21 protein-coding genes and 2 pseudogenes are annotated in these 24,102 nt (G+C 60.2%); 17 read left to right on the top strand and 6 right to left on the bottom strand.

The window, feature by feature from the left end; translation table 11 throughout:
- The first annotated feature begins 158 nt into the window (after positions 1–158).
- Positions 159–1,904 (top strand): OPT family oligopeptide transporter, encoded by a 1,746-nt coding sequence (locus KBY02_RS11385; protein ID WP_104653017.1) that lies wholly within the window; start codon positions 159–161, stop codon positions 1,902–1,904.
- Between the two features lie 63 nt (positions 1,905–1,967).
- Positions 1,968–2,129 carry a DUF2986 domain-containing protein gene (locus KBY02_RS11380; protein WP_011266868.1) on the top strand — a complete coding sequence of 54 codons (162 nt, stop codon included), beginning with the start codon at positions 1,968–1,970 and terminating at the stop codon, positions 2,127–2,129.
- Between the two features lie 587 nt (positions 2,130–2,716).
- Here KBY02_RS11380 and KBY02_RS11375 read toward each other — a convergent pair.
- Positions 2,717–3,343 (bottom strand): glutathione S-transferase family protein, encoded by a 627-nt coding sequence (locus KBY02_RS11375; RefSeq protein WP_004406575.1) that lies wholly within the window; start codon positions 3,341–3,343, stop codon positions 2,717–2,719.
- A gap of 97 nt (positions 3,344–3,440) precedes the next feature.
- Positions 3,441–3,548, bottom strand: a pseudogene (locus KBY02_RS11370) (ester cyclase); the annotation flags it as partial.
- A gap of 205 nt (positions 3,549–3,753) precedes the next feature.
- On the opposite strand from KBY02_RS11370, the gene KBY02_RS11365 reads away from it, so the two are divergent.
- Positions 3,754–5,175, top strand: a complete 1,422-nt coding sequence (locus tag KBY02_RS11365; RefSeq protein ID WP_004418871.1) for a sugar porter family MFS transporter — start codon at positions 3,754–3,756, stop codon at positions 5,173–5,175.
- 48 nt (positions 5,176–5,223) lie between these two features.
- Here KBY02_RS11365 and KBY02_RS11360 read toward each other — a convergent pair whose 3' ends face one another.
- The gene (locus KBY02_RS11360; protein ID WP_004406576.1) at positions 5,224–5,844 is read right to left on the bottom strand and encodes a LysE family translocator; all 621 of its coding nucleotides are present in this window, start codon (positions 5,842–5,844) and stop codon (positions 5,224–5,226) included.
- Between the two features lie 172 nt (positions 5,845–6,016).
- Here KBY02_RS11360 and KBY02_RS11355 point away from each other — a divergent pair, with 172 nt between their 5' ends.
- The 12 genes and pseudogenes from KBY02_RS11355 to KBY02_RS11300 all read left to right on the top strand — a co-directional run bounded on the left by KBY02_RS11355 (position 6,017) and on the right by KBY02_RS11300 (position 17,147).
- Entirely contained in the window at positions 6,017–6,496 is a 480-nt protein-coding gene (locus KBY02_RS11355; RefSeq protein ID WP_011266867.1) for an Lrp/AsnC family transcriptional regulator, read from the top strand.
- Between the two features lie 61 nt (positions 6,497–6,557).
- Positions 6,558–6,938, top strand: a complete 381-nt coding sequence (locus KBY02_RS11350; protein ID WP_032656341.1) for a glyoxalase superfamily protein — start codon at positions 6,558–6,560, stop codon at positions 6,936–6,938.
- Between the two features lie 223 nt (positions 6,939–7,161).
- A complete protein-coding gene (gene atzF / locus KBY02_RS11345) occupies positions 7,162–8,967 on the top strand; it encodes an allophanate hydrolase (RefSeq protein ID WP_024651232.1) in 1,806 nt (601 codons plus the stop codon).
- A 15-nt stretch (positions 8,968–8,982) separates the two neighbouring features.
- Positions 8,983–10,092 carry a BMP family ABC transporter substrate-binding protein gene (locus KBY02_RS11340; protein WP_032656339.1) on the top strand — a complete coding sequence of 370 codons (1,110 nt, stop codon included), beginning with the start codon at positions 8,983–8,985 and terminating at the stop codon, positions 10,090–10,092.
- Positions 10,093–10,101: 9 nt separating this feature from the next.
- Complete coding sequence (locus KBY02_RS11335; protein ID WP_032656338.1) at positions 10,102–11,211, top strand: ABC transporter permease; 1,110 nt, start codon at positions 10,102–10,104, stop codon at positions 11,209–11,211.
- A complete protein-coding gene (locus KBY02_RS11330) occupies positions 11,204–12,124 on the top strand; it encodes an ABC transporter permease (RefSeq protein ID WP_225650356.1) in 921 nt (306 codons plus the stop codon). Before KBY02_RS11335 ends, KBY02_RS11330 begins: the two co-directional genes overlap by 8 nt.
- Before the next feature lie 27 nt (positions 12,125–12,151).
- The gene (locus KBY02_RS11325) at positions 12,152–13,168 is read left to right on the top strand and encodes a formamidase (protein WP_032656334.1); all 1,017 of its coding nucleotides are present in this window, start codon (positions 12,152–12,154) and stop codon (positions 13,166–13,168) included.
- A 4-nt stretch (positions 13,169–13,172) separates the two neighbouring features.
- Positions 13,173–13,859, top strand: coding sequence for a cysteine hydrolase family protein (locus KBY02_RS11320; RefSeq protein ID WP_024639185.1), 687 nt, complete (start codon positions 13,173–13,175; stop codon positions 13,857–13,859).
- Positions 13,856–15,397 (top strand): ABC transporter ATP-binding protein, encoded by a 1,542-nt coding sequence (locus tag KBY02_RS11315; protein WP_161632405.1) that lies wholly within the window; start codon positions 13,856–13,858, stop codon positions 15,395–15,397. Before KBY02_RS11320 ends, KBY02_RS11315 begins: the two co-directional genes overlap by 4 nt.
- Positions 15,394–16,065: pseudogene (locus KBY02_RS11310) on the top strand (cysteine hydrolase family protein); the annotation flags it as partial. The gene KBY02_RS11315 and the pseudogene KBY02_RS11310, both read left to right, overlap by 4 nt.
- Positions 16,066–16,068: 3 nt before the next feature.
- Complete coding sequence (gene hpxZ / locus KBY02_RS11305; RefSeq protein WP_003341909.1) at positions 16,069–16,464, top strand: oxalurate catabolism protein HpxZ; 396 nt, start codon at positions 16,069–16,071, stop codon at positions 16,462–16,464.
- Complete coding sequence (locus tag KBY02_RS11300; protein WP_004406597.1) at positions 16,461–17,147, top strand: GntR family transcriptional regulator; 687 nt, start codon at positions 16,461–16,463, stop codon at positions 17,145–17,147. Before hpxZ ends, KBY02_RS11300 begins: the two co-directional genes overlap by 4 nt.
- A 107-nt stretch (positions 17,148–17,254) precedes the next feature.
- Here KBY02_RS11300 and KBY02_RS11295 read toward each other — a convergent pair whose 3' ends face one another.
- Together KBY02_RS11295 and KBY02_RS11290 are read right to left on the bottom strand one after the other, a co-directional pair.
- Positions 17,255–18,001 carry a zeta toxin family protein gene (locus tag KBY02_RS11295; protein ID WP_096135881.1) on the bottom strand — a complete coding sequence of 249 codons (747 nt, stop codon included), beginning with the start codon at positions 17,999–18,001 and terminating at the stop codon, positions 17,255–17,257.
- Positions 17,988–18,257, bottom strand: coding sequence for a hypothetical protein (locus tag KBY02_RS11290; RefSeq protein ID WP_004406599.1), 270 nt, complete (start codon positions 18,255–18,257; stop codon positions 17,988–17,990). The genes KBY02_RS11295 and KBY02_RS11290 overlap by 14 nt, the downstream gene beginning before the upstream one ends.
- Positions 18,258–18,809: 552 nt before the next feature.
- On the opposite strand from KBY02_RS11290, the gene KBY02_RS11285 reads away from it, so the two are divergent.
- A complete protein-coding gene (locus tag KBY02_RS11285) occupies positions 18,810–21,056 on the top strand; it encodes a putative bifunctional diguanylate cyclase/phosphodiesterase (RefSeq protein WP_011266860.1) in 2,247 nt (748 codons plus the stop codon).
- Positions 21,057–21,107: 51 nt separating this feature from the next.
- On the opposite strand, the gene KBY02_RS11280 is transcribed toward KBY02_RS11285, so the two are convergent.
- On the bottom strand, positions 21,108–22,478 hold the full coding sequence (locus KBY02_RS11280) for a gluconate:H+ symporter (RefSeq protein WP_116893756.1): 1,371 nt from the start codon (positions 22,476–22,478) through the stop codon (positions 21,108–21,110).
- Positions 22,479–22,797: 319 nt separating this feature from the next.
- Here KBY02_RS11280 and KBY02_RS11275 point away from each other — a divergent pair, with 319 nt between their 5' ends.
- Positions 22,798–24,054, top strand: a complete 1,257-nt coding sequence (locus KBY02_RS11275) for a sensor domain-containing diguanylate cyclase (RefSeq protein ID WP_004406604.1) — start codon at positions 22,798–22,800, stop codon at positions 24,052–24,054.
- Positions 24,055–24,102 lie beyond the last annotated feature (48 nt).

The raw sequence follows: 24,102 nt of genomic DNA, 5'->3' as shown, positions 1-24,102 counted from the left end.
GATGTTCCTGCAACAGGCACCCTGCGTAACCGGTCGGCGAAAACCGGAACAAATGGATGCCTTAACGCCACTACACAACGAAGCCTGCCATATGAACCTTCGGCCGATATGGCGCTCACTTTATAGGTTGCCTTGTCTCATTGCCGAAAGGAATTCGCATGCTTTCGACCTCACCATCGACCCCTCTTGCCAGCCCTGTCGAGCGTGAGCTCAGTCTACGCGCGGTACTTACCGGGGTTGTGCTCGGTATTCTGTTGACGCCTTCCAATGTGTACGCCGGGTTGAAGATCGGCTGGTCGTTCAACATGTCGATCATTGCGCTGTTGATCGGTTATGCGATCTGGCAAGGGCTGTCGAAGCGCTCTTCCGGGCAGCTGCCGTGGACGCTGCATGAGAGCAACATCAATCAGACTGTCGCCTCCGCCGCTGCGTCGATCATTTCCGGCGGGCTGGTCGCGCCGATTCCGGCTTATACCCTGCTGACGGGTCAGCAACTGGATGCCATCCCGATGATCGCCTGGGTTTTCTCGGTGAGCTTTCTGGGGATCTGGATTGCCTGGTATTTGCGCCCGTCACTGCTCAATGACGCATCGCTAAAATTCCCCGAAGGCATGGCCACTCTGGAAACCCTCCTGCACATCTACAATCACGGCCGTGAAGCTGCGACGCGCCTGAAGGTGCTGCTCAGTACCGCGTTGCTGTCAGCGCTGGCCAAGTGGGTCGACACGTTCATATGGGCGTTCCCGCGCTGGTCGCCGAGCGCTCAGTTGGAGCGCCTGACTTTTACCGCTGACCCTTCGCTGCTGCTGGTGGGGTTTGGGGCGATTATCGGTATTCGCGTCGGCCTGACTCTGCTGATCGGTGCCTTGCTGGCCTGGGGTGGCCTGGCGCCGTGGCTGCTGGAACAGGGGCTGGTGACGTTACCGGCCGACAGCAGCGGCCCGCAGTTCGCCGCGCTGGTGGAATGGTTGCTGTGGCCGGGCGTGAGCCTGATGGTTTGTTCGACGCTGGCCTCATTGGCCATCCGTCTGTGGACACTGCACGCCTCCACCAAGGCCAGCGGCGGGACGCCCTGGTCAATGCCCAAGCCCGGGCCGGCCGCCGGGTTTGCGCTGGCGATCTTGTTGGTGGTCAGCCTGCAGGCACTGTTGTTCGGTATCAATCTGTGGATGGCCTTGCTGACCATTCCTCTGGCGATCTGCCTGGCGGCCGTTGCGGCGCGCGTGGTCGGTGCCACGGGTATTCCGCCCATCGGCGCAATCGGGCAGTTATCGCAATTGAGCTTCGGCATCGTCGCGCCCGGTCAGGTGCCGATCAACCTGATGAGCGCCAACACAGCCGGCGGTTCAGCCGGGCAATGCACCGATTTGATGAACGATTTCAAGGTAGGCCGGGCGATCGGCGCCACGCCGCGCAAGCAATTGATTGCCCAGACACTGGGGATTTTCGTCGGCAGTATCGTCGGGGTTCTGGCTTATATGGCGCTGATCCCGGACCCGCAATCGATGCTGCTCACCGAGGAGTGGCCAGCCCCGGCGGTGGCGACCTGGAAAGCCGTGGCGCAGACCCTGACGCACGGTCTGGATTCGCTGTCGGCGAGCATCCGCTGGGCGATTTTCATCGGCGGTCTGGCCGGCTTGCTGCTGGGTATCCTCGACAGCACACTGCCCGCGCATCGCGCCCGGTACCTGCCCAGCGCCGCAGCACTGGGCCTGGCCTTCGTGCTTCCCGCCTCGGTGTCGTTGATGATGGCGCTCGGTGCAGTGCTCACCTGGCTGGTGAACTGTCGCTGGCCGTCACTGACCGAACGCTTTGCCATCACCGCAGCGGCTGGCCTGATTGCCGGCGAGAGCATTACCGGCGTCGGTGCATCGCTGTGGCAGATGGTTCAGAACGGCGGGTAGTCGTGTGTCTGGCGCGACAGGCAAACTGCTATGCTTCGCGCCTGTGCAAACGGGTTGAAGAACATGAATCGTCGCAAGAAAATCCAGCAGTTGCTCAAGGCCCATGCCAAAAAGGCCAGCGCCAAACTGGCCCCGCAAAGCAAAGACAAATACATCAGCAAGGCCGACCGCTTGAAGCTGGCGGCCGAAGCGGATCAGGACTCGACCCGCCCGTCTGAAGGCTGATCCTCCATGTCAGCGCCATCGTGAGGCGCTCTGCGTCCTCTTGGCGACGCAGAGCGTCGAGAACTGCATCCCCACGCGGAGCGTGAGGAACGATCATCGCAACTATCGTGCGGCGCTCTGCGTCGTATGCCGTTCCGGACGCTCTGCGTCCTCTTGCGACGCAGAGCGTCGAGAACTGCATTCCCACGCTGGAGCGTGAGGAATGATCAGCCCGAATATCGTGCGACGCTCTGCGTCGTATGCCGTTCCGGACGCTCTGCGTCCTCTTGACGACGCAGAGCGTCGAGACCTGCACTCCCACGCGGAGCGTGCGGAACGATCATCGCAACTATCGTACGACGCTCTGCGTCGTATGCCGTTCCGGAGGCTCTGCGTCCTCTTGCGACGCAGAGCGTCGAGAACTGCATTCCCACGCGGAGCGTGAGGAACGATCATCGCAACTATCGTGCGACGCTCTGCGTCGTATGCCGTTCCGGACGCTCCGCGTCCTCTTGCGACGCAAAGCGTCGAGAACTGCATTCCCACGCTGGAGCGTGAGGAACGATCAGCCCGAATATCGTGCGGCGCAAGCGCTTCAGGCACGGCGGTTACTTGGCAAAGGAATATTCGCCGCCCTGCTCCAAAGCCTTGCGGTACGCAGGTCTGCCCTGCAGTCTTTCAACCCATGCGGTCACATTCGGGTAGGACTGCAGCATTCCCTGGGCCTTGGCGAACTCGCCAATGAAGCTCATCTGAATGTCCGCGCCGCTCAGCTCGTCGCCAAGCAGATATGGCGTCAGCCCCAAAGCCTCATTCAGATAGCCCAGATAGTTGGCCAGCTCCGACTGGATACGCGGATGCAGCGGCGCGCCCGCGTCACCCAGGCGTCCGACGTACAGGTTGAGCATCAGCGGCAGAATCGCCGAACCTTCAGCAAAATGCAGCCATTGCACGTATTCGTCGTAAGTAGCGCTGGCAGGGTCCGGCTGCAGGCGACCGTCGCCATGGCGGCGAATCAGGTAGTCGACAATGGCACCGGACTCAATGACGACGTGCGGACCATCTTCGATGACAGGTGATTTGCCCAGCGGATGCACCGCCTTGAGCTCGGGTGGCGCAAGGTTGGTTTTCGGGTCGCGCTGATAACGTTTGATTTCGTAGGGCAGGTCGAGCTCTTCGAGCAGCCACAAAATACGCTGCGAACGTGAGTTGTTCAGGTGATGGACAGTGATCATGTCGGGCTCCGCCGGGTGAGAGTGTCTAAAAAAGACTGCGCTACCACCCCGGAGTGCCCTGAAATGATTTTACGTTCGATGAACGTACCCGACTCGCTCAGGCGCCTCTGTCACTCGAAGCACCCGCTGGTTCGCCACGAAGCTCGCGTTCCACTGCCGCTTTATCAATGACCGACCAGACCCCGACGATCTTGCCATCACCAAAGACTGAGTCTCAATGACGGAAAAAGAGACAAATCCAGTCATCAGGACAAGAAAAAGTTAATCGTTTCAGCAGCCCCATGCTCAAGGCTTTCGCCAAAAATGCAATCCTGAGTGGGGTTGTAGGGAACTAGCGCGACCGACATCGCCCTAAGCGTGACATCCATGTACTGGCGCAACGCTGGTTTCAAGCCAAGGACTTCAGATTCATGTCTTCTAGTAGCACCTCAGCAGCGGCGGGTCAGCAAGGCCGGCAACGCGCTGCATCGAATCGACTCATCTTTATCTCCGTGCTTGTGGCGACCATGGGCGCGCTGGCGTTCGGGTATGACACTGGCATCATCGCCGGCGCCCTGCCGTTCATGACCCTGCCCGCCGACCAGGGCGGCCTGGGTCTGGATGCGTACAGCGAAGGGATGGTTACCGCGTCACTGATTGTCGGCGCCGCGTTCGGCTCGCTTGCCAGCGGCTATATCTCCGACCGCTTCGGACGCCGCCTCACATTACGCCTGCTGTCAGTGCTGTTCATCGCCGGCGCACTGGGCACCGCCATTGCACCGTCCATTCCGTTCATGATCGCCGCGCGCTTCGTGCTGGGTATCGCGGTGGGCGGCGGCTCTGCAACAGTGCCGGTGTTCATCGCCGAGATCGCAGGCCCGTCACGGCGTGCGCGGCTGGTCAGCCGAAACGAACTGATGATCGTCAGCGGCCAGTTGCTCGCCTATGTGCTGAGTGCGGTCATGGCCGCCTTGCTGCATACACCGGGGATCTGGCGTTACATGCTGGCAGTCGCCATGGTGCCAGGGGTGTTGCTGCTGGTAGGCACGTTCTTCGTACCCGCGTCGCCACGCTGGCTGGCCTCCAAAGGCCGTTTCGACGAAGCGCAGGACGTGCTGGAGCAACTGCGCCCCAGCAAACAGGACGCACAGCGCGAAGTCGACGAGATGAAGGCGCAGGACGAAGAAGCTCGTCATCGTCCCAAAGCAAGAGAATTGCTGCGTCAGCGCTGGGTCATCAAGTTGCTGCTGATCGGTGTAGGTCTGGGCTTTACCGCGCAGTTCACCGGGGTGAACGCGTTCATGTACTACACGCCGATCATTCTAAAGAACACCGGGATGGGCACCAACGCTGCGTTGACCGCGACGATCGGCAACGGCGTGGTGTCAGTCATCGCGACCTTGCTGGGCATCTGGGCCATCGGCCGCTATGGGCGTCGGCATTTGCTGATGACCGGTCTGGTCATCGTCATTCTGATGCAGGCAGCGCTCGGTTGCGTGTTGCAGTTCATGCCGCAGAACATGACCCAGAGCTATACCGCCCTGGCCTGCATTCTGGTGTTTCTGCTGTTCATGCAGATGTGCATCTCGCCGGTCTACTGGCTGCTGATGTCAGAACTTTTCCCGATGCAGGTGCGCGGTTTGCTGACTGGCACGGCCGTATCGATGCAGTGGTTGTTCAACGCATCGGTAGCGTTCACTTTCCCGATCGCAGTCGATACCATCGGCAACCCGACGTTCTTCATCTTCGCCGCCATCAACATTGGCTCGTTGATTTTCGTGTTCCTGTGCCTGCCGGAAACCAAGGGCAAGTCGTTGGAGCAGATCGAAAAGCATCTGAAGAAGGAGCTGTAACGGCGACCGGATGAGGCCTTCAACGGCCTCATCTACCCTCCAGGCAGATCAGCGCACCAGCATTGAAGCTGCCGCCGCTACCATGATTGCTGCCGCACCGCGAAACAGTTTTCTTTGCGCACGCTCACTCGACAGCAAATGTCGAATGCGCAAGGCGGCAAATATGAACACGGCCCCGACCGCCAGCAGTACCAGCACCGTCAGCGGCACCAGAACCAGCCCCCATGTCTGCAAAGAGACCGTTTCAAGATTGATGACCAACGGCAAAAGCGCCAGATAAAAGGCAATGGTCTTGGGGTTGCCCAAGGTAATGGTCAGTCCGGACGCGGCCGCGGACAGCAACTCTTTTTTCTTCGCTGATTTTCCGATTTCTATGGCTTGATGATCTGCGAACCAGAACTGCCAGGCCAGGTAGCACAGATAAATCGCGGCCCCCCATCGCACTACCTGAAACAACGCATTGAAGTGTTCGGCGATCATGGCAAGGCCAAATACTGCAAATGAAAGATAGGTCAGGTCACCGAGGATCAGCCCGGACAGCAGGCAAAAGCCTGACACCGCACCGCCGCTGACACTCCGTGCGACCAGCGCTGCCATACCGGGGCCAGGAATGGCGGCGGCAATACCCAACGCTGCCGAATACGTAAGAACCTGAGTCAGATCAAGCATGTTGCACTCCTTGAGACTTGACGCTGATTAATGAGCTTGCTTGAGATCCAGAAGGCAAACCCCTGTGTCGAAAAATATTACGTGTTTCCACGCGGAAAGAATCATCTGTTCTTACTAGCTGGATGGCTAAAACCGGTATAAATTTCCTGCAACATGAGGAGTAACGGTATTTATGACCCAACCGACATTAAGCCCGATAGATGTAAGGATCCTCACGGCGCTGCAGCAGGATGGCCGTATCACCAACCAGACCCTGGCCGACCAGATCGGCATGTCTGCCTCGCCCTGTTGGCGACGGGTCAGGCAGCTGGAAGAACATCGCTATATCCAGGGTTACAGAGCCGTACTGGACCGCCGCAAGATCGGGCTTGGCGTCATGGTGTTCATTCGTATCAGCATCGACAGTCATAGTGAGGCCGAGGCCAGAAAATTCGAGAAGGAAGTCATGCAGCTGGAAGATGTAGTGGCGTGCTACAGCATCGGTGGCGATGCGGACTTCCTGCTTCAGGTCGTAGCGCCCGATCTGGATTCCTTTGCTGACTTCGCCATGACCGTGGTCAGACGATTACCCGGCATCAAGGAAATGCAGAGCATGTTCGTCCTCAAGGAAATAAAACCGTTCGTCTCGTTCCCGGTAAAGCAGCCCGCATAGCATAAATGCGTGCATCGGCATCAATGACTGCACGCCCATCATTTCAAATAAAGGAATAGCCATGCCCACGACCGAGCCAGCCACCGTGACCTTCACCAGCGCCATCCCGATCCTGCGGATGTTCGATGAACGCAAAGCGCGTGAGTTCTATATCGACTTTCTCGGTTTCAGCATCGAATTCGAACACCGCTTCGAAGCGGATCTGCCGTTGTATCTGGGCGTCAGCCGTAACGGGCTGAACCTGCACCTCTCCGAGCATCACGGTGACGCCTGTCCAGGTGCGGCGGTGTTCATTCCGACGCAGAACATCGAGCAATTGCGCGATGAGCTGATCGGCAAGCAGTACGGCTATGCCCGCCCGGACATTGTTCAGCAAGGCTGGGGGAAGGTACTGGAAGTCTGCGACCCGTTCGGTAACCGGCTCAGGTTCTGCGAGAGCTGAGAAACCTGCATTGATGTCAGCCGTGCGGCGATACTATTCGCCCTGCGGCTGACACGACCCATCTTTGTGCACACAGACGCATTCAAGCGCACACATGACGCATGATTGCAGCGCAACTCCCCGCCAATAGCCAGTAATCCCGCCGTAAATCGCCCTCCGGCCGACGTTGGCCCATAACGTGCAACCGCGTCAGTTCATCTTGTATACATGAATGAACACCACCATGACCGCACTCGATATTCCTGAACTTCAGTCGGCGCTCCGCTCCGGCGAAACCACGCTGACGACGCTGGTGCATACCCTGACTGCGCATATTGATGCGGATGACCGGGCAGAGGTCTGGATTCATCGCGTTCCCTTGGCACAGCTTGTCGAGCGGGCAAAGGCGCTGGAGGGCATCGCCGAAGAAATGGGCGATGCGCTGTATGACCGGTTGCCGCTGTTCGGCGTGCCCTTTGCGGTCAAGGACAATTTCGACGTGGCGCAGATGCCGACCACGGCTGCCTGCCCGACGTTCGCCTACGTACCCGAGGACAATGCTCACGTTGTGCAACTGCTGCTCGACAGCGGCGCAATCCTGATGGGCAAGACCAATCTCGATCAATTCGCCACAGGCCTGGTGGGCGTCCGCTCGCCTTACGGCGCGGTACGCAATGCGCATGATCCGGCCTACGTCAGTGGCGGTTCGAGTTCCGGTTCGGCAGTGGCGGTGGCGCGTGGCTACGTCAGTTTTGCACTGGGCACGGACACCGCAGGTTCAGGCCGCGTGCCAGCCGGCTTCAACGGCATCGTCGGGCTCAAGCCCAGCCTTGGCCTGTTCAGCAGCCGCGGGGTCGTGCCTGCCTGCCGCACGCTGGACTGCCCATCCATCTTTGCCAACGATGTGATGCAAGCCTGGCAGGTGGCGCAGGTCATTGCAGCTTACGACCCGCTGGATGCGTCCAGTGTGGCCGTGCAGGCATTGCCGGTGCAGCGCAGGGTTCGGCGTGTCGCCGTCGCACGGCACTGCGAGTTCTTCGGTGACGAGCAGGCACAGGCGGCTTACCTCAAAACTCTGGAAGCCCTGCAAAACGACCCGCTGGTGACGGTCAGCGCTATCGAGTTCGACGTGTTCGCCGAGGCAGCTGCCCTGCTGTATCAAGGCCCGTGGGTGGCGGAACGCCGCGCTGCCATCGGCGAATTCTTCGCCAGCAACGCGGCCGACATTCATCCCGTGGTGCGCGGCATTGTGCAGAGCGCTGATTCATTCGACGCCGTGGACACGTTCAACGCGCGCTATCGCCTGGCAGAGCTGACCCGCGCTGCGCAGCAACTGCTGACCGACATCGATGTGCTGGTGGTGCCAACCGCGCCGTGCATGCCGACCATCGAAGCGGTGCTCGGCAACCCGGTCGCGCTCAACTCACAGCTCGGCTATTACACCAACTTCGTCAACCTGATGAACATGTGCGCCATCGCCATCCCGACAGATCGTCGCGCGGACGGGCTGCCTGCGGGTATCACGCTGATTGGCCCGGCCGGTGCCGATCAACGCCTGGCAGAGATCGCCGCCGCCTGGCAGCCGCTGTTCGGCCAGGCTGACCAGCGTGACGCCGTGGCAATGGCTCCCCTGCCCTATAACAGCCCGACCGTACAGGTTGCGGTCGTCGGCGCGCATCTGGTCGGCCAACCGCTCAACTGGCAACTGCTTGAAGGTGGCGCTCGCTTGCTGCGAAGCACAACCACCAGCGCGGATTACCGCCTGTATGCGCTGGCAGAAACGTCGCCGCCGAAGCCGGGACTGGTGCGCGTCGCTGAACAGGGCGCGAGCATCGAGATAGAAGTCTGGGAAATGCCGCTGAACCAGTTCGGCGCTTTCGTCGCAGCCATTCCCGCGCCACTGGGCATCGGCTCGCTGCAATTGGCCGACGGCCAGTGGGTCAAGGGTTTCATCTGTGAGCCTGGCGGCCTTGAAGGCGCGCTGGACATCACTGACTACAAAGGCTGGCGCGCCTACCGCGCCGCGCACACATCTTCCATCGCTCAATGACCCGAGGTAGCACACATGTCGAATGTTGATCGTCGCAGTTTCATCAAGTTGGCGGGCATTATCGGCCTGAGCGCAGCGCTGCCTTTCGGTCGCGCCTATTCAGCCGATGCGCCGCTGGTAGTGGGTTTTATCTACGTCGGCGCTCGCGACGACTTTGGTTACAACCAGGCCCACGCCCAGGCAGCGGCCATCATCAAGACACTGCCCAACGTCAAAGTGATCGAGGAAGAGAACGTTCCGGAAACCGTGGCCGTACAGAAGACCATGGAAGCCATGATCCGTCAGGACGGCGCCACGTTGATTTTCCCGACCTCGTTCGGCTATTTCGAACCGCATGTGGTCAAGGTCGCCAAAAAGTACCCCGACGTCCGTTTCGCACACTGCGGCGGTCTCTGGCAGAAAGGTCGCGACCCGATGAACGCGGGGAGCTTTTTCGGTTACATCGACGAGGCGCAATACCTCAACGGCGTGATCGCCGGGCACATGAGCAAGAGCAAAAAGCTCGGTTTTGTCGCCGCCAAACCAGTGCCTCAGGTGCTGCGCAACCTCAACGCCTTCGCCATGGGTGCCCGCTCGGTCGACCCGAGCATCGTCACCACGGTGATCTTCACCGGTGACTGGTCGCTACCGGTCAAGGAAGCGGAGGCCGCCAACGGCCTGATCGACCAGGGTTGTGACGTACTGACCTGCCATGTCGACGGGCCCAAGGTCATCGTCGAAACGGCTGAAAAACGCGGCGTGATGACCTGTGGCTACCACGCCAGCCAGGCTGCGCTGGCGCCCAAGGGCTACCTGACCGGGGCCGAATGGAACTGGGAGACGCCTTATCGTGCTCACGTCGCGGCAGCCCAGAGCGGCGCGCCGATGATCAACTTCCTGCGCGGCGGGCTCAAGGAAGGCTTCGTCAAAACGTCCGCTTACGGGCCTGCGGTAACAGCCGACGCCAAACAGAAAGCGGATGCCATCAAGGCGCAGATGATGGCCGGTCAGTTCGTGATTTTCAAAGGCCCGCTCAAGGACAACAAGGGCAACGTGGTGATTGCCGATGGTGTTGCCCAAGGCCAGACCGACATTGCTCTGGAGAGCATGAATTACCTGGTCGAAGGCGTGCTTGGCCAGCTCTGAGGAACATTCATGAGTTCATCGATAAGTCTGCGCCGCCTGGCCAGCGCGTTGTTGCCGGGGCTGCCTACGGTGCTGGCGGTGTTTTCCTCGTGCGTGCTGTTCGGGCTGTTTCTGGCGGTTCAGGGCAAGCCTGCCTGGCAGGCGCTGCACCTGGTCGGCGAAGGCGCGTTCGGCTCGTGGTTCGCCCTGGAAAACACCTTGCAACGCGCCGCGCCGCTGATGCTCACCGCGCTGTGCGTCGCCCTGCCCGCACGGGCCGGGCTGATCATCATCGGCGGTGAAGGCGCGCTGGTACTGGGCGGTCTGGCTGCCGCAGTGACACCCTTGTGGCTCAGCCATCTGCCAGCCGCTTTGATGCTTGCCTGCATGGCGGTCGCGGCAATGACCGTGGGCGCACTGTGGATCGGTCTGAGTGGCTGGATGCGCCAGCGTCGCGGGGTCAATGAAACGATCAGCAGCCTGCTGCTTTCGTACATCGCCCTGGCACTGTTCCGGCAGTTGGTGGAAGGGCCGCTGCGCGACCCGGCAAGCCTGAACAAGCCTTCGACGCCGCCGCTGGACGATGCCTATATGATCGGCACGATCAGCGACAGTTTCGAGGTGCACTGGGGACTGGTGGCGGGCGTTGTCGCCTGCCTGCTGGCGTATGTGCTGGTGCGCCACAGCGTCAAGGGTTTTGCCCTCGCCGTGGTCGGCGGCAACGTGCGTACCGCGCTGATGATCGGCTTGCCCGTGGACCGGCTGATCATGCTCAGTTGCCTGCTGGGCGGTGCGGCGGCGGGTCTGGCCGGTATGTTCGAGGTCACCGCGGTGCAAGGCAGCGCCAACGCCGCGCTGATCGCAGGCTATGGCACCAGCGGCATCCTCGTGGCTTTCGCCGCTCGCCATCATCCGCTGGCCATTATCGTCTGCGCCATCCTGCTCGGCGGGCTGGAAGCCAGTGGCGGACTGCTGCAACGACGGCTCGGTCTGCCGGACGCCACCACGCTGATTCTTGAAGGTCTGCTGTTCACCAATCTGCTGCTCTGGGAAGCCCTGGGTGGGCGTATCGCCGCCTGGAAGATCAGGCTGACGGCGGCGCCTGCGCCGCTCGGCAAGGGAGCACTGCAACATGGCTGATATCGACCTGACTACCTTTCTGCTCGCTCTGCTGGCCGGCGCTATCCGCGTCGGCACGCCTTTTCTGTTCGTCAGCCTGGGCGAATGCCTGACCGAGAAGAGCGGCCGGATCAACCTGGGGCTGGAGGGCATTCTGGTCGCGGGCGCCATGTCCGGCTATGCCGTCGCATGCCTCAGCGGCTCGGCGTGGCTGGGCGTCGGCGCGGCTGCCGGGGTCAGCATTCTGCTGGGCCTGCTGCATGGGCTGGCGTGCTCGTTGCCACGGGTCAACGACATCGCGTTCGGCATCGCACTGATCCTGCTCGGCACTGGCCTGGCGTTCTTTCTCGGCAAAGCCTTTATCCAGCCACAGGCGCCCATGCTGCCTTCACTGGCGCTGGGTGCCTGGAGCAGCGAAGAACGCGTGCGCTCGGCGCTGAACATCAATGTGCTGTTCTTCGTCGGTGCAGCGCTGGCGTTCGTGCTGCACTGGGGGCTGCGCACCACGCGCTGGGGGCTGATGCTGCGTCTGGTCGGCGACCATGCCGAAACCGCTCAGGCGCTGGGCTATCGACCGCTCAAGGTACGCATCGTGGCCACTGCGGTGGGCGGCGGGCTGGCCGGTATCGGCGGTGCCTATCTGTCGCTCTACTACCCCGGCAGCTGGAACGAAGGGCTGTCCAGCGGTCAGGGGCTGATGGCCGTGGCGCTGGTGATCTTTGCCCGCTGGCGCCCGTTGGCGTGTCTGTGGGCGTCGTTGCTGTTCGGCGCTGCCGGTGCCATCGGCCCGGCCCTGCAAGCGGTCGGTATCAGCACCGGCTATTACCTGTTTGCCGCAGCACCTTATGCGCTGACGCTGGTGGTGATGTACGCCACCTGTCGCCGTGGTCGCACTTTGAACGGCGCGCCGGGCGAACTCAGCCTGACGCGATGAACTGATCTTTTTTCGAGGAGACATTGCATGGCCAGTGGTCTTGGTGGTTTGAACAAGTCGCCCAATGGCGTGGTGATCGGCCTGGCGCAACTGGCGCTGCCCGATCCGCATACGCGCGAGGCGTTGTGGATGCAGACGCAGAAAGTGGTCGGCATGGTTGCCAAGGCTCGGCGCAGCAATCCGGGCATGGATCTGATCGTATTCCCCGAATACTCGCTGCACGGCCTGTCGATGAGCACGGCGCCGGAGATCATGTGCAGCCTCGACGGCCCGGAAGTCATGGCACTGCGCGAGGCGTGCAAGACGCACCGGATATGGGGCTGCTTCTCGATCATGGAAGCCAACCCGCACGGCAACCCGTTCAACAGTGGCCTGATCGTCGATGACCTTGGAGAGATCCGCCTGTACTACCGCAAGCTGCACCCGTGGGTGCCGGTCGAACCGTGGGAGCCGGGCGATCTGGGTATTCCGGTCTGCGACGGACCGCGCGGCAGCAAGCTGGCGCTGATCATCTGCCATGACGGCATGTTCCCGGAAATGGCCCGCGAGTGCGCCTACAAGGGCGCCGACATCATGCTGCGCACCGCGGGTTACACCGCACCGATCCGCCACTCGTGGAAAATCACCAATCAGAGCAACGCCTTCACCAACCTGATGCAGACCGCAAGCGTCTGCATGTGCGGCTCCGACGGCACGTTCGACTCCATGGGCGAGGCGATGTTTGTCGACTTCGACGGCACGATCATGGCCGAAGGGGGCGGCCGGCCCGACGAAATCGTCTGCTGCGAACTGCGCCCCGACCTGGTCCGCGAAGCCCGTCTGCACTGGGGCGTGGAAAACAACATCTATCAATTCGGGCATCGCGGCTATGTGGCGGTCAAGGGCGGCGCACGCGACTGTCCTTACACCTACATGCACGATCTGAGCGCAGGCCGATACCGTCTGCCGTGGGAAGACGATGTCGTGCATACCGATGGCAGCTCGTGCGGTTTTGCGGCCCCCGAGCGCGACTTCAAACCCACCCCCGGCAGCTGGAAGGAGTAACGCCATGAGCGAACGTCATATTGCATCGGCGCCCTACCCCTGGCCCTGGAACGGGCAATTGCATGCGCACAACACGGCCTTGATCGTGATCGACATGCAGACCGACTTCTGCGGCGTCGGCGGCTACGTGGACAGCATGGGTTACGATCTGGCGCTGACCCGTGCGCCCATCGAGCCGATCAAGGCGCTGCTCGCCACAATGCGCCCGCTGGGCTTCACCATCATCCATACCCGCGAAGGTCATCGCCCGGACCTCAGTGACTTGCCCGCCAACAAACGCTGGCGCTCGCAGCGCATCGGCGCGGGGATCGGCGACCCCGGTCCGTGCGGCAAGATTCTGGTGCGTGGCGAGCCGGGCTGGGAAATCATCGACGAGCTGGCACCGCTGCCCGGCGAAATCGTGCTCGACAAGCCCGGCAAAGGCTCCTTCTGCGCCACCGATCTGGAACTGATTCTGCGCACTCGCGGCATCGACAATCTGATCCTGACCGGCATCACCACCGACGTCTGCGTGCACACCACCCTGCGCGAAGCCAATGACCGTGGCTTCGAGTGCCTGCTGCTGGAAGACTGCTGCGGGGCGACCGACCCTGGCAACCATGCGGCGGCCCTGAGCATGGTCAAAATGCAGGGTGGCGTGTTCGGTGCGGTCGGCCACTCCTCGATGCTTCGCGACCTGTTGGGAGCATGATCATGCGCGCCCCGAGCCTTGAGACGATTGGTGCGAGCAAATATTTCGGCAGTTTTTGCGCGCTCGACGAGGTGTCCTTCAAGGTCCGCGCCGGCACCGTCCACGCCCTGCTCGGCGAGAACGGCGCCGGCAAGAGCACGCTGGTCAAAGGCATCATCGGCTACAGCCCGCTGCAGTCGGGCAGCATTCTGATCAACAACCGCGAACACGAGATTCGCACCCCGCGCGACTCCCATCAGTTGCAGATCGGTATGGTGTATCAGCACTTCACCGTAGCGCCGGGCCTGAGCGTGGCGGAAAACCTGGTGCTGTCGCGCGGCGATCTGCCGTGGCGTATCGACTGGGCCAGCGAGCACCAACGCCTGGAAGCGTTCATGGCAAAAATGCCTTTTCGTCTGGACATCCATCGGCCGGTCAGCAGCCTGGCGGCCGGCGAAAAGCAGAAACTGGAAATCCTCAAGCAGCTGTATCTGGAACGTCGACTGGTCATTCTCGACGAACCGACTTCGGTGCTCACGCCGCAGGAAGCCGACGAGGTGCTGGGGCTGATGCAGGCGATGGCGCATCGTGGCGAACTGACCGTCCTGATGATCACCCACAAGTTTCGCGAAGTCAGCACCTACGCCGATGACGTCACTGTGTTGCGCAAGGGTCGCTGGGTGGGCAGCGCGGCAGTGGCTGACACCACCACGCAACAGATGGCGGCGTGGATGATGGGCGACGCACAGGTACGCGGGGTGAGCAGCGAGCGCCCGGTGATGGCGGCCCGCCCGCCGCAGTTGCAGGTGACAGGCCTGGATGTGCCTGGCGACAAAGGCACGCTGGCGGTGAAAAACCTGTCTCTGGCCGTTCACCCGGGTGAAATCGTCGGGGTTGCAGGCATCTCCGGCAACGGTCAGCGTGAACTCACCGAAGCGCTGCTCGGCCAGCGCGCCTTCAGCGCCGGGCAGATAGCGGTCGACGGTCAGCCTTACCACGCACGGCGTGAACAGATGCAGCGCCTGCGCGTGTTCAGCCTGCCTGAAGAGCCCCTGCGCAACGCCTGCATCGGCACGTTCAGCGTGGCTGACAACCTGGCCCTGCGCAATTTCGACCAGCCGCCGCTGTGCCGCCAGGGCTGGCGCCTGGATCGTCGCGCAGCAGGTGTCCAGGCACGCAGCCTGATTGAGCAGTTCCAGGTGTCGCCCAACGACCCTGACCGGCCGATCGGCACCTTGTCCGGGGGTAACGTGCAGCGCGCTGTTTTGGCCCGTGAACTGACCCACGACGTCGCGGTACTGATCGTCGCCAACCCGGTATTCGGCCTGGACTTCGCCAGTGTCGCGCTCATTCACCAGCGCCTGATCGACGCTCGCAACAGCGGCACAGCGGTCCTGCTGCTCAGTGAAGACCTCGACGAGCTGCTGAGCCTGGCAGACCGTATCGTGGTCATTCACGACGGCGAACTGGTGTTTGAAACCCGTGCAGCGGACGCCGACCGTACCGAGCTGGGCCGACACATGGCCGGTGCCGAGCATCTCGCGGGGGAACCGGCATGAACAAGGTCAATGCGCGCCCTGACCGCTTCGCCTTCGACACGTCCCGTACCGCTGTGGTGATCATCGACATGCAGCGCGATTTCCTCGAACCCGGCGGCTTTGGTGCCGCACTGGGCAACGACGTCGCTCCGTTGCAGGCCATCGTACCGTCCGTGCAACGCCTGCTGTCGCTGGCGCGCGATGAAGGCATGACGGTGATCCATACCCGCGAATCACACCGCCCGGACCTTGCCGACTGCCCGCAAGCCAAACGTGACCATGGCTCGCCGGGCCTGCGCATCGGCGATCCCGGCCCCATGGGGCGCATCCTGATTCGCGGCGAACCCGGCAATCAGATTATCGACGCCCTGGCACCACTCGCTGACGAGTGGGTCATCGACAAACCCGGCAAAGGCATGTTCTTCGCCACCGACCTGCAGCAGCGGCTGAGCCAAGCCGGGATCACCCATTTGATCTTTGCAGGCGTCACCACCGAAGTCTGCGTGCAGACCAGCATGCGCGAAGCCAATGACCGGGGTTATCGCTGCCTGCTGATCGAAGACGCGACCGAAAGCTATTTTCCCGCGTTCAAACAGGCCACGCTGGAGATGATCACCGCACAAGGCGGGATTGTCGGCCGGGTTGCCTCGTTGACAGACTTGGAGCAGGCGCTACAGAAGGAGCACACATTGATGGACATCAACCTCCCCCACGTGGTCGCTGAAGTGACCCACGCCTTTCACGACTACGAACGCGCCCTGCTGGCCAATGAACTGAGCACACTGGATGCGTATTTCTGGAATTCCGAACAGACCGTTCGCTACGGCGTCGCGGAGAACCTGCATGGTGCCGACACGATTGCGCGCTATCGACGCCAGTGTCAGCCGGTGGGACCGGGCCGCACGCTGCTGCGCACCGTGGTGAGCACCTTCGGTGAAGACTTCGCCACGGTCAGTACCGAGTTTCATGATGGCGTCACCCAGCGCCTTGGTCGGCAGATGCAGACCTGGGCGCGACTGGAGGGCGGCTGGAAAGTCGTTGCCGCACATGTCAGCATTGACCTGAGCAGCCTGGAGCCACGCCCTTGAATTCCCCGAACACCACCAACGCGCTGGCTGAAGACGTCTATCGGCGGCTCAAGCAGGAGATTTTCGACTTCTACCTGCTGCCCTACGACCGCTTCACCGAAACCCAACTGGCCGACCGTTATCAGGTCTCGCGAACGCCGGTGCGTGACGCACTCTACCGCCTGCAACGCGAAGGCTACCTGGACGTCGAGTTCCGGCGTGGCTGGTCAGTCAAGCCTCTGGATTTCAACCAGATCGACCAGCTCTACGATCTGCGCATCGTGCTGGAGTGCGCGGCGGTCGAGCGCATCTGTGCCTGCGCCGAAGTGCATCCGGAACTCACTATTCTGCGCCAGCACTGGTTGATCGATCGCGATTGCTGGCAGATAGATATGCAAGTGGTCGCCGACCTCGATGAACAGTTCCACACCCAACTGGTGGCCGCTTCAGGCAACCTGGAAATGGCCCGCATCCACCAGGAAGTGACCGAGCGCATCCGTATTGTGCGCCGCCTGGACTTCTTCAAAAGCGCGCGTATCGAACATACCTACCTCGAACACGCCGCGATCCTCAATGCCCTTCAGGCGCGCAAACGTGACGAAGCCTTATTGCTGCTGCGTTCCCATGTAGAGATCAGCAAACTGGAAGTACGCAAACTGACGATCTCCATGCTCAGTGATGCGCGGCGGCGGTATGAGGCGTGAGGTTTCTACGCTTCAAATCAAAACTTCTGGGGGGCAGGTCTGATACGTGAGCGCCTGTGCGCCCTGCGGTGGGCAGTCAAGAGTTTGTACTGCGATAAAGCGCACTTCTAAGGTTCCGGATCGATAAGCCGTTCAAGCCCTTCAATGGCCACTTTGCACCACTCCGGGACTTCGTCAATTTTGTATTCGACAATCGAAGCGTCTGTGATTTCTGCTTCGAGTTCTGCAGTATCTCCAGAGTTATCAAACAAGTATGCTCGACTCGTTGCCTGGATAGCCTCCGGCAGTAACGCCAGGCATCTGTGATAACGGGCATGCACTTTCTCAGGGGTGACATTGTGCCCGCCCTCGCCAACACGAATCGCGATCCGGTTGATATTGATACTCGGGTTTTCAGTGGCAACGAAATATAAATAAGTCCGGTATCCCATCGCCTTGGCTTTTTTGATGAACTCCACTTTGGAACGGTCCGACATGACTGTCTCAAACGTGAAGCTGGCGGACTGAACAAGCAATTGATGCCTGATGAAATCAGCAACGACCGAGGCGTGGTAAGAAGTGAATGTGATGCCTTCAATCAATACTGATTGGGCGGTGATGAAGAAATGCTCAGCCTGACAAGCCAACCGTTCTCTTTCAATGAGGGGGTGCGAGGAGAAAAACGCCCGGAAAGCTTGCTGATCATCTTCAATCGAAAAAGGGGAAAGATCTATAAACCCATTATCGCCCGCCTCACGCTCAAGGTCGTCGGCATTGACGTAAATGTAAATCAGGTCAGGATCAAGTATGCGCTTGATGGTGCTCTTGCCTGAACCGTTAGGGCCGGCAAATACGCGTAGCCTAGGTACGGGCACTGGTAGCGGACCTTGGGCCGATCCTGAAGGAGCCGGTCGCTACCTTGCGTCTCGGCGTGGAGGCACAAACGACTTCTTCAGTGCCGTCCGCACATTCGGCGACGATAAATCCTCCTTTGGACAGCAACACTGTCTGCCCGGAGGATTTTGCCTTCTCATAGGCCATTCTGGTGGCAAGGGACGCTTTGGCCGGAATCTGAGCTTCCAGCTCCTGAATAGCTTCTTCGGACAGTACATCTTCTGAAGATCTAGGCATTAATCCTCCTCGTCAGCATGTTCAGCGTAACCTCAATGGCCAGATCATAGACCGAAAACGCTTTTTTCGACACCAACCGATACTCGTCAGTGTTACCAATCATGAGAAGCGCCACGGTCTGACGGATCATGATGTGGGCGAAAGTACTTAGACAAAACCGCAAGCAAGAGCCCACTGAATTGAGGCGCATCAATCAGCCCATCCGGACATCCAGCCTCCCATGCAACCTTTTGAAACCTGCCCTGTCGTAAGCATTAGCGCGTAATAGCACTTAGGCATCAGCCTGTATTTGCTGTATTAATACATGAACCTCCACTGTTTATTCGGCCGGTGACTGACAGTCTGGCTCGTTATGCAATGGGTCAGTCGTCGCCTCGACTAAACGTCTTTTAGCAATATCAAGTCTGTACGTGGTCCTGGTTGAAAAATCAGCTGAACCCATCAGACCATCTCTCCGCGCAGCTGGAAGAGGTCCACGGAACGGGTCCACGGCTTATGCGCTGCCGAACATGATCCGGGCCACACATGCAAGCCATTCAGGAATAGCGATCGATGAACCCACAGGGCTATGAGCACGACCACGTCATACCGACGAATGTTGAAGATGTTGCCAAGGTATTGCAGGCAGCTGCTCACTCCGCCTCGTGCACCGCCGCTTTGCTGATGGTATCCAGCGCTACAGGCTGGGAACAGTTGGTCAGCTGCGGCCAAAGCCTGCTCAAAGCGGATGAGGCATGGTTGAGGATGGTCTCGTCGTATGGCGACGTGGTGCTGGTCGGTCAGGACAGTCCGGCGAATGCGATCCAGACCAACAGCCCGGGGACTACCCTGATCTACGTTGCTATCCGTGGCTTCAGGCATGAGTTGCTGGGCGCGATGCTGTTGAGCAACAGCGATGGCGCAATGGTGCTGAGCGCTGCGCAACGCTATGCGCTGCAGGCCCAGGCGGTTCATATTCGTACCTACCTGCAACCGGGACGTGATCCCGAGGCCAACAATCCGCTGGTCACCTCGTTCGAACGCCTGCGCTTGCTTGAATCGGTGGTCATCAACGCCAATGACGCGATTCTTATCACCGAAGCGGAACCCATCGATCTGCCCGGCCCGCGTATCGTCTATTGCAACCCTGCGTTTCTGGCAATTACCGGCTTCACGGAAGAGGAAGTCATAGGCCGCACGCCCCGGATCCTGCAGTGTGAGGACACCAGTCGGGCAACGCTGGACATTATTCGCGAGGCTCTCAGTCACTGGCGACCGGTTGAAGTCGAATTGCTCAACACCCGCAAGGATGGCAGCCAGTTCTGGGTCGAGTTGAGCATTGTGCCGGTGGCCAACGAAAAAGGCTGGTTCACCCATTGGGTATCCGTGCAGCGCGATATCACCGAGCGCAAGGAATCTCAGCAACTGGCTCAGCGAGCTCGTCTGGAGTGGGAGGAAAAGCTTGCGTTACAGAGCCGGCTGGAGGAACGCGAGCGCATGTCCGAAGAGCTGACCTATATCGCTTTTCACGATGAGCTGACCTCACTGTTCAACCGCGCTTACCTGATGAACGAATTGACCACGGCATTTGAAACCCGTAAGTCTCGTTACGAACGGGCAACGGTACTCTTTCTGGACCTGGACGGTTTCAAGGTGGTCAACGACAGCATGGGGCACCTGGCCGGTGACCAGTTGCTCAAGGGGGTCGCGAACCGATTGCAGACCTGCGTTCGCTCGAATGATGTGTTGGCGCGAATCGGCGGCGACGAATTTGCGATCCTGCTGATGGGCAAGGATCAGCCGGAGACTGCCGTAAAAATGGCTGAACGCATCGTGAGCCAGTTGAACACGGCAATCCAGATCGAAGGCCAGGACATTTTCATCTCCTGCAGCATCGGCATCGTCAGCGCAGGCGAAAGTCATACCAAGCCCGAAGAGTTGCTGCGTGACGCAGATGTGGCCATGTACTCCGCGAAAAAACAGGGCCGAGGACGCTGGAGCATCTTCAACACCTCAATGCGCGAGGCGGCGATCGACACGCTGATGATTCAGAACGCGTTGCGCCAGGCACTGGAAGACAAGGATTTCCTGGTCTTTTATCAGCCGATCTACAGCGGCAACTGTGAACACCTGGTCGGGGTCGAAGCCCTGGTCAGATGGAACCATGCCACCATGGGCATCATTTCTCCCGATGCGTTCATCCCGATTGCCGAAGACCTGGGGATTATTCATGAGCTGGGTGCCTGGGTAATGCACAAAGCCTGCAGCGAAGTGCAGGCCTGGCGCAAGGAGTTCTCTCATCTGGACCTCAGGCTCAATGTCAACGTGTCCGGAAAAGAGTTGAGCCATCCCGGATTCGTCGATCGGGTAACACGGATCATTGCCTCCACCGGCCTGCCTGCTACACAACTGCAGATCGAGGTCACCGAGTCGGTGTTTCTCTATCAGCCTGACGCGATCGCGGAGATTCTCCGGCAGATCAGGCAGCTTGGCGTGAGAGTGGCGCTGGATGACTTCGGCACGGGTTACAGCTCGCTCGGCTACATCGACCGTTACCCGATCGATGCCGTGAAGATCGATCGGTCCTTCGTGTCCCGAATGATGACGTATGAGCGCAGCGAAGCCATTGTCAGCAGCATCCTGTCGCTGGGACGAGCGCTGAACCTGGATATCACGGCGGAAGGTGTGGAGACAGCAGAACAATACAACCTGCTGCGCAAAATGGGCTGCCCTTACTTTCAGGGTTATCTGCTGAACAGGCCGATGCGCTCAGAGGCATTGCTGCATATCATCAAGTCCGCAGCCGAATGCACTGCCTGATTTACGCCGACGTTGATGGGCCGGACTGACTCCCGGCCATTCCGCAGCATTTCACGTCAGCCAGTGCCACAACAGCAATGTCCCGACCAGCCCGACCACCGACACGATGGTCTGCAACACCGACCAGACCCAGATGGTTTGCTTGAGTTGCAGGCCGAAGTATTCGCGGACCATCCAGAAGCCTGCATCGTTGACGTGGCAGAAGAACACCGAGCCGGCACCGATCACCAGCGCCACCAGCGATGCCTGCACCGGCGCCAGCCCGGCCATCATCGGCGCAAGGATACCCGCCGTCGTCGTGGTCGCCACGGTCGCAGACCCGGTGGCCTGACGCAGTGCCACGGCAATCAGCCAGGCGAGCAGCAGATAAGGCATGTGCGCACCTTCTGCCACCTTGCTGATGGTCTGGCTGACACCGGCATCCAGCAGCGTCTGCTTCAGACCACCACCCGCGCCGATGGTCAGCAACAGCACAGCGATGGGCGCGAGGCTTTTGCGCAATGTACCGCCGACGTGCTCACGGGAAAGCCCGTTGGCCCAGCCCAGGCAAACCGTTGCCGCCAGCACCGCGATGCCTAGCGCCACCAGGGGCTCGCCTAGAAACTTCAAGGTCAGCGCGATGTTGCTTTCAGGTTCCAGCGCTATCTTGGCAAAGGTGCTGCCGAGCATGAGGATCACCGGTAAAAGGATGATCAGCAGCGAGATGCCAAACCCAGGATGCCGGCTGGTTTCAGGCTTGGCACTGAACAACTCACCCAGCTCGGCGGGCTCTTCAACGTGCATGCGCCCGGATAGCCAGTTGCCGTACAGCGGGCCGGCGAGAATCACTGCCGGCACGGCAATGCACAACCCCAGCAGCATGGTCAGCCCCAGATCGGCATGCAACGCGCTGACCGCAATCAACGGGCCGGGATGCGGGGGCATCAGGGCATGCAAGGTGGTCATGCCCGCCAGTGCCGGAATCGCGATTTTCAGCAGCGGCTGACCGGACTGACGCGCCATGACGAAGATGATCGGCACCATCAGCACCAGACCGACCTCAAAGAACAGCGGCAAGCCGATGACCATCGCCACCAGCGCCATTATCCACGGCAACGTGCGGCCCTTGCCCAGCCTGAGCAAAGTGGAAGCGATGCGATCCGCAGCCCCCGACTCGGCCATCAGCGCGCCAAGCATTGCCCCCAGCGCGATGATGATTCCGGCCTCGCCGAGAATGCTGCCCGCGCCTTTGCTGAAGGCCTTTGCGACAGCCTCGGCTGGCAAACCTGCGCCGATGCCGGCGATGAACGTGCCGACGAGAATGGAGAGAAAGGGGGGCAACCTGGTGGCGCTGATCAGCACGATGATCGTGGCGATGGCAATCAGGCAGCAGATAATCAGGCGGGTGTCGTGAAACACCCAGGCAGCAGACGACAAATCCAACGCGGACCTCCTGGCGTTCGTTTTTTCAGAGTGCTTTTCAGCACACTCCTCGAAAGAATCAGAAACAATTAGTTTCAATTGACCGAACGATACCGGAATGCGACATCGCGTCGCAGTTAATATTTGCCAAACCGGTCAGATACTTGGGCGCTGCATGGGGGCGTTATGCACCCGTTTATTCATGGAGGTATAGTGCCTGTGCAACCAGTGCTCAGTGCCTGCGGTCCAACCCACGGCATCCATCGTCCAACCGGCATTGCGTCACACATTATCTGATCAGAGCCGCGATCAATTAACGGATCACTCGACAGGAAATCAGATGACCTCATCCAGCCAGCGTCTTGCCTTGCTTGAAGCAGTTGTTGAACAGTCATTCAATGCCGTATTGATCACCGACGCCAATCTGGCCAATGGCGGCCCCTTCATTGTGTACGTCAATCCGGCATTCTGCGCCATGACCGGCTACACGGCCGAGGCATTGATCGGAGCCTCGCCACGGATCCTGCAAGGCCCGGACACCGATCCCCAAGTGATCGAGCGGATGCGCGAATGCCTGAGCGAAAGTCTTTTTTTCGAAGGGTCGACGGTCAATTACCGCGCGGACGGAAGTCCTTACATCGTCGAGTGGAAAATTTCTCCCGTGCGCGACGATGCCGGTACGGTGTGCAACTTTGTCTCTGTGCAGCAGAACATCAGCCCGCGCATCCGCGCCGAGCGTGAGCAACACCTGCTGGCGCAGGCGCTGAACGCTGCGCTTGATCCGATTATCATCACCGACTGCAATTCCACCATCGTGTTTGCCAATGAGGCCTTTCAGCAGATCACTGGCTACAGCAGCAGCGAAATCCTCGGCGAAAACCCGCGAATGCTGAGCTCTGGAAAACACGATGAGGCGTTCTATGCGCAATTCAAGGAAGCGCTGAAGAGTGGCGCCCCGCTTCGCACGACCTTCATCAACAAGCGCAAGGATGGCTCGCTGTTCTATGCGGAACACAGCATTTCTCCACTGTGTAATCTGGAGGGCGCAATCACCCATTACGTCAGCATCAGCCAGGATGTGACCACACGCCTGGGCCGTGAACAAAAGTTGCTGGAGATTGCGCACAGCGATCCGCTGACCGGGCTGGATAATCGTCGCTCGGCCGAGCATACGCTTGAGCGGCAAATACCTGCGGTGAGCATGTCGGGCAAGCCGTTCAGCCTGATCATCTGCGATATCGATCATTTCAAGGCGGTCAATGACCGGTACGGCCATCCTGCCGGCGACAGCGTAATCACCAGCGTTGCGGCCATCCTCAAACAGCGTATCCGCCTCTTGGATGTCGCCGCTCGATGGGGAGGAGAAGAGTTTCTGATCCTGGTGCCCGACAGCTCGTTGAAACAGGCTGCCGAACTCGCGGAACGCATTCGCAACAGCGTTGAAAGCCTGGTGATTCCGGAAACCGGGTCGGTGACCATTTCTCTGGGCGTTGCAGAGCTCAGCGCCGGGGAAACGGCCGCCAGCCTCATTCAGCGTGCAGACAAGGCGCTTTATCAGGCCAAGCGCCTGGGCCGCAACCGGGTGGAATGCGCTTAGACCAAGACTTGGTTTTACTCGTTGGCCGCCTCGTTTGCCTGCGCATTG

The organism is Pseudomonas sp. P129 (assembly GCF_020312195.1).
Classification (GTDB): Bacteria; Pseudomonadota; Gammaproteobacteria; order Pseudomonadales; family Pseudomonadaceae; genus Aquipseudomonas; species Aquipseudomonas fragariae.
The sequence above is the reverse complement of the archived record's forward strand: the minus strand, read 5'-3'. Positions and strand labels throughout refer to the sequence as shown.

What these genes read in the sequence shown, in the direction of transcription:
- KBY02_RS11385 (WP_104653017.1), top strand. Translation starts at nt 159, where the DNA reads ATGCTTTCGACCTCACCATCGACCCCTCTTGCCAGCCCTGTCGAGCGT.
- KBY02_RS11380 (WP_011266868.1), top strand. Translation starts at nt 1,968, where the DNA reads ATGAATCGTCGCAAGAAAATCCAGCAGTTGCTCAAGGCCCATGCCAAA.
- KBY02_RS11375 (WP_004406575.1), bottom strand. Translation starts at nt 3,343, where the DNA reads ATGATCACTGTCCATCACCTGAACAACTCACGTTCGCAGCGTATTTTG.
- KBY02_RS11365 (WP_004418871.1), top strand. Translation starts at nt 3,754, where the DNA reads ATGTCTTCTAGTAGCACCTCAGCAGCGGCGGGTCAGCAAGGCCGGCAA.
- KBY02_RS11360 (WP_004406576.1), bottom strand. Translation starts at nt 5,844, where the DNA reads ATGCTTGATCTGACTCAGGTTCTTACGTATTCGGCAGCGTTGGGTATT.
- KBY02_RS11355 (WP_011266867.1), top strand. Translation starts at nt 6,017, where the DNA reads ATGACCCAACCGACATTAAGCCCGATAGATGTAAGGATCCTCACGGCG.
- KBY02_RS11350 (WP_032656341.1), top strand. Translation starts at nt 6,558, where the DNA reads ATGCCCACGACCGAGCCAGCCACCGTGACCTTCACCAGCGCCATCCCG.
- atzF (WP_024651232.1), top strand. Translation starts at nt 7,162, where the DNA reads ATGACCGCACTCGATATTCCTGAACTTCAGTCGGCGCTCCGCTCCGGC.
- KBY02_RS11340 (WP_032656339.1), top strand. Translation starts at nt 8,983, where the DNA reads ATGTCGAATGTTGATCGTCGCAGTTTCATCAAGTTGGCGGGCATTATC.
- KBY02_RS11335 (WP_032656338.1), top strand. Translation starts at nt 10,102, where the DNA reads ATGAGTTCATCGATAAGTCTGCGCCGCCTGGCCAGCGCGTTGTTGCCG.
- KBY02_RS11330 (WP_225650356.1), top strand. Translation starts at nt 11,204, where the DNA reads ATGGCTGATATCGACCTGACTACCTTTCTGCTCGCTCTGCTGGCCGGC.
- KBY02_RS11325 (WP_032656334.1), top strand. Translation starts at nt 12,152, where the DNA reads ATGGCCAGTGGTCTTGGTGGTTTGAACAAGTCGCCCAATGGCGTGGTG.
- KBY02_RS11320 (WP_024639185.1), top strand. Translation starts at nt 13,173, where the DNA reads ATGAGCGAACGTCATATTGCATCGGCGCCCTACCCCTGGCCCTGGAAC.
- KBY02_RS11315 (WP_161632405.1), top strand. Translation starts at nt 13,856, where the DNA reads ATGATCATGCGCGCCCCGAGCCTTGAGACGATTGGTGCGAGCAAATAT.
- hpxZ (WP_003341909.1), top strand. Translation starts at nt 16,069, where the DNA reads ATGGACATCAACCTCCCCCACGTGGTCGCTGAAGTGACCCACGCCTTT.
- KBY02_RS11290 (WP_004406599.1), bottom strand. Translation starts at nt 18,257, where the DNA reads ATGCCTAGATCTTCAGAAGATGTACTGTCCGAAGAAGCTATTCAGGAG.
- KBY02_RS11285 (WP_011266860.1), top strand. Translation starts at nt 18,810, where the DNA reads ATGAACCCACAGGGCTATGAGCACGACCACGTCATACCGACGAATGTT.
- KBY02_RS11275 (WP_004406604.1), top strand. Translation starts at nt 22,798, where the DNA reads ATGACCTCATCCAGCCAGCGTCTTGCCTTGCTTGAAGCAGTTGTTGAA.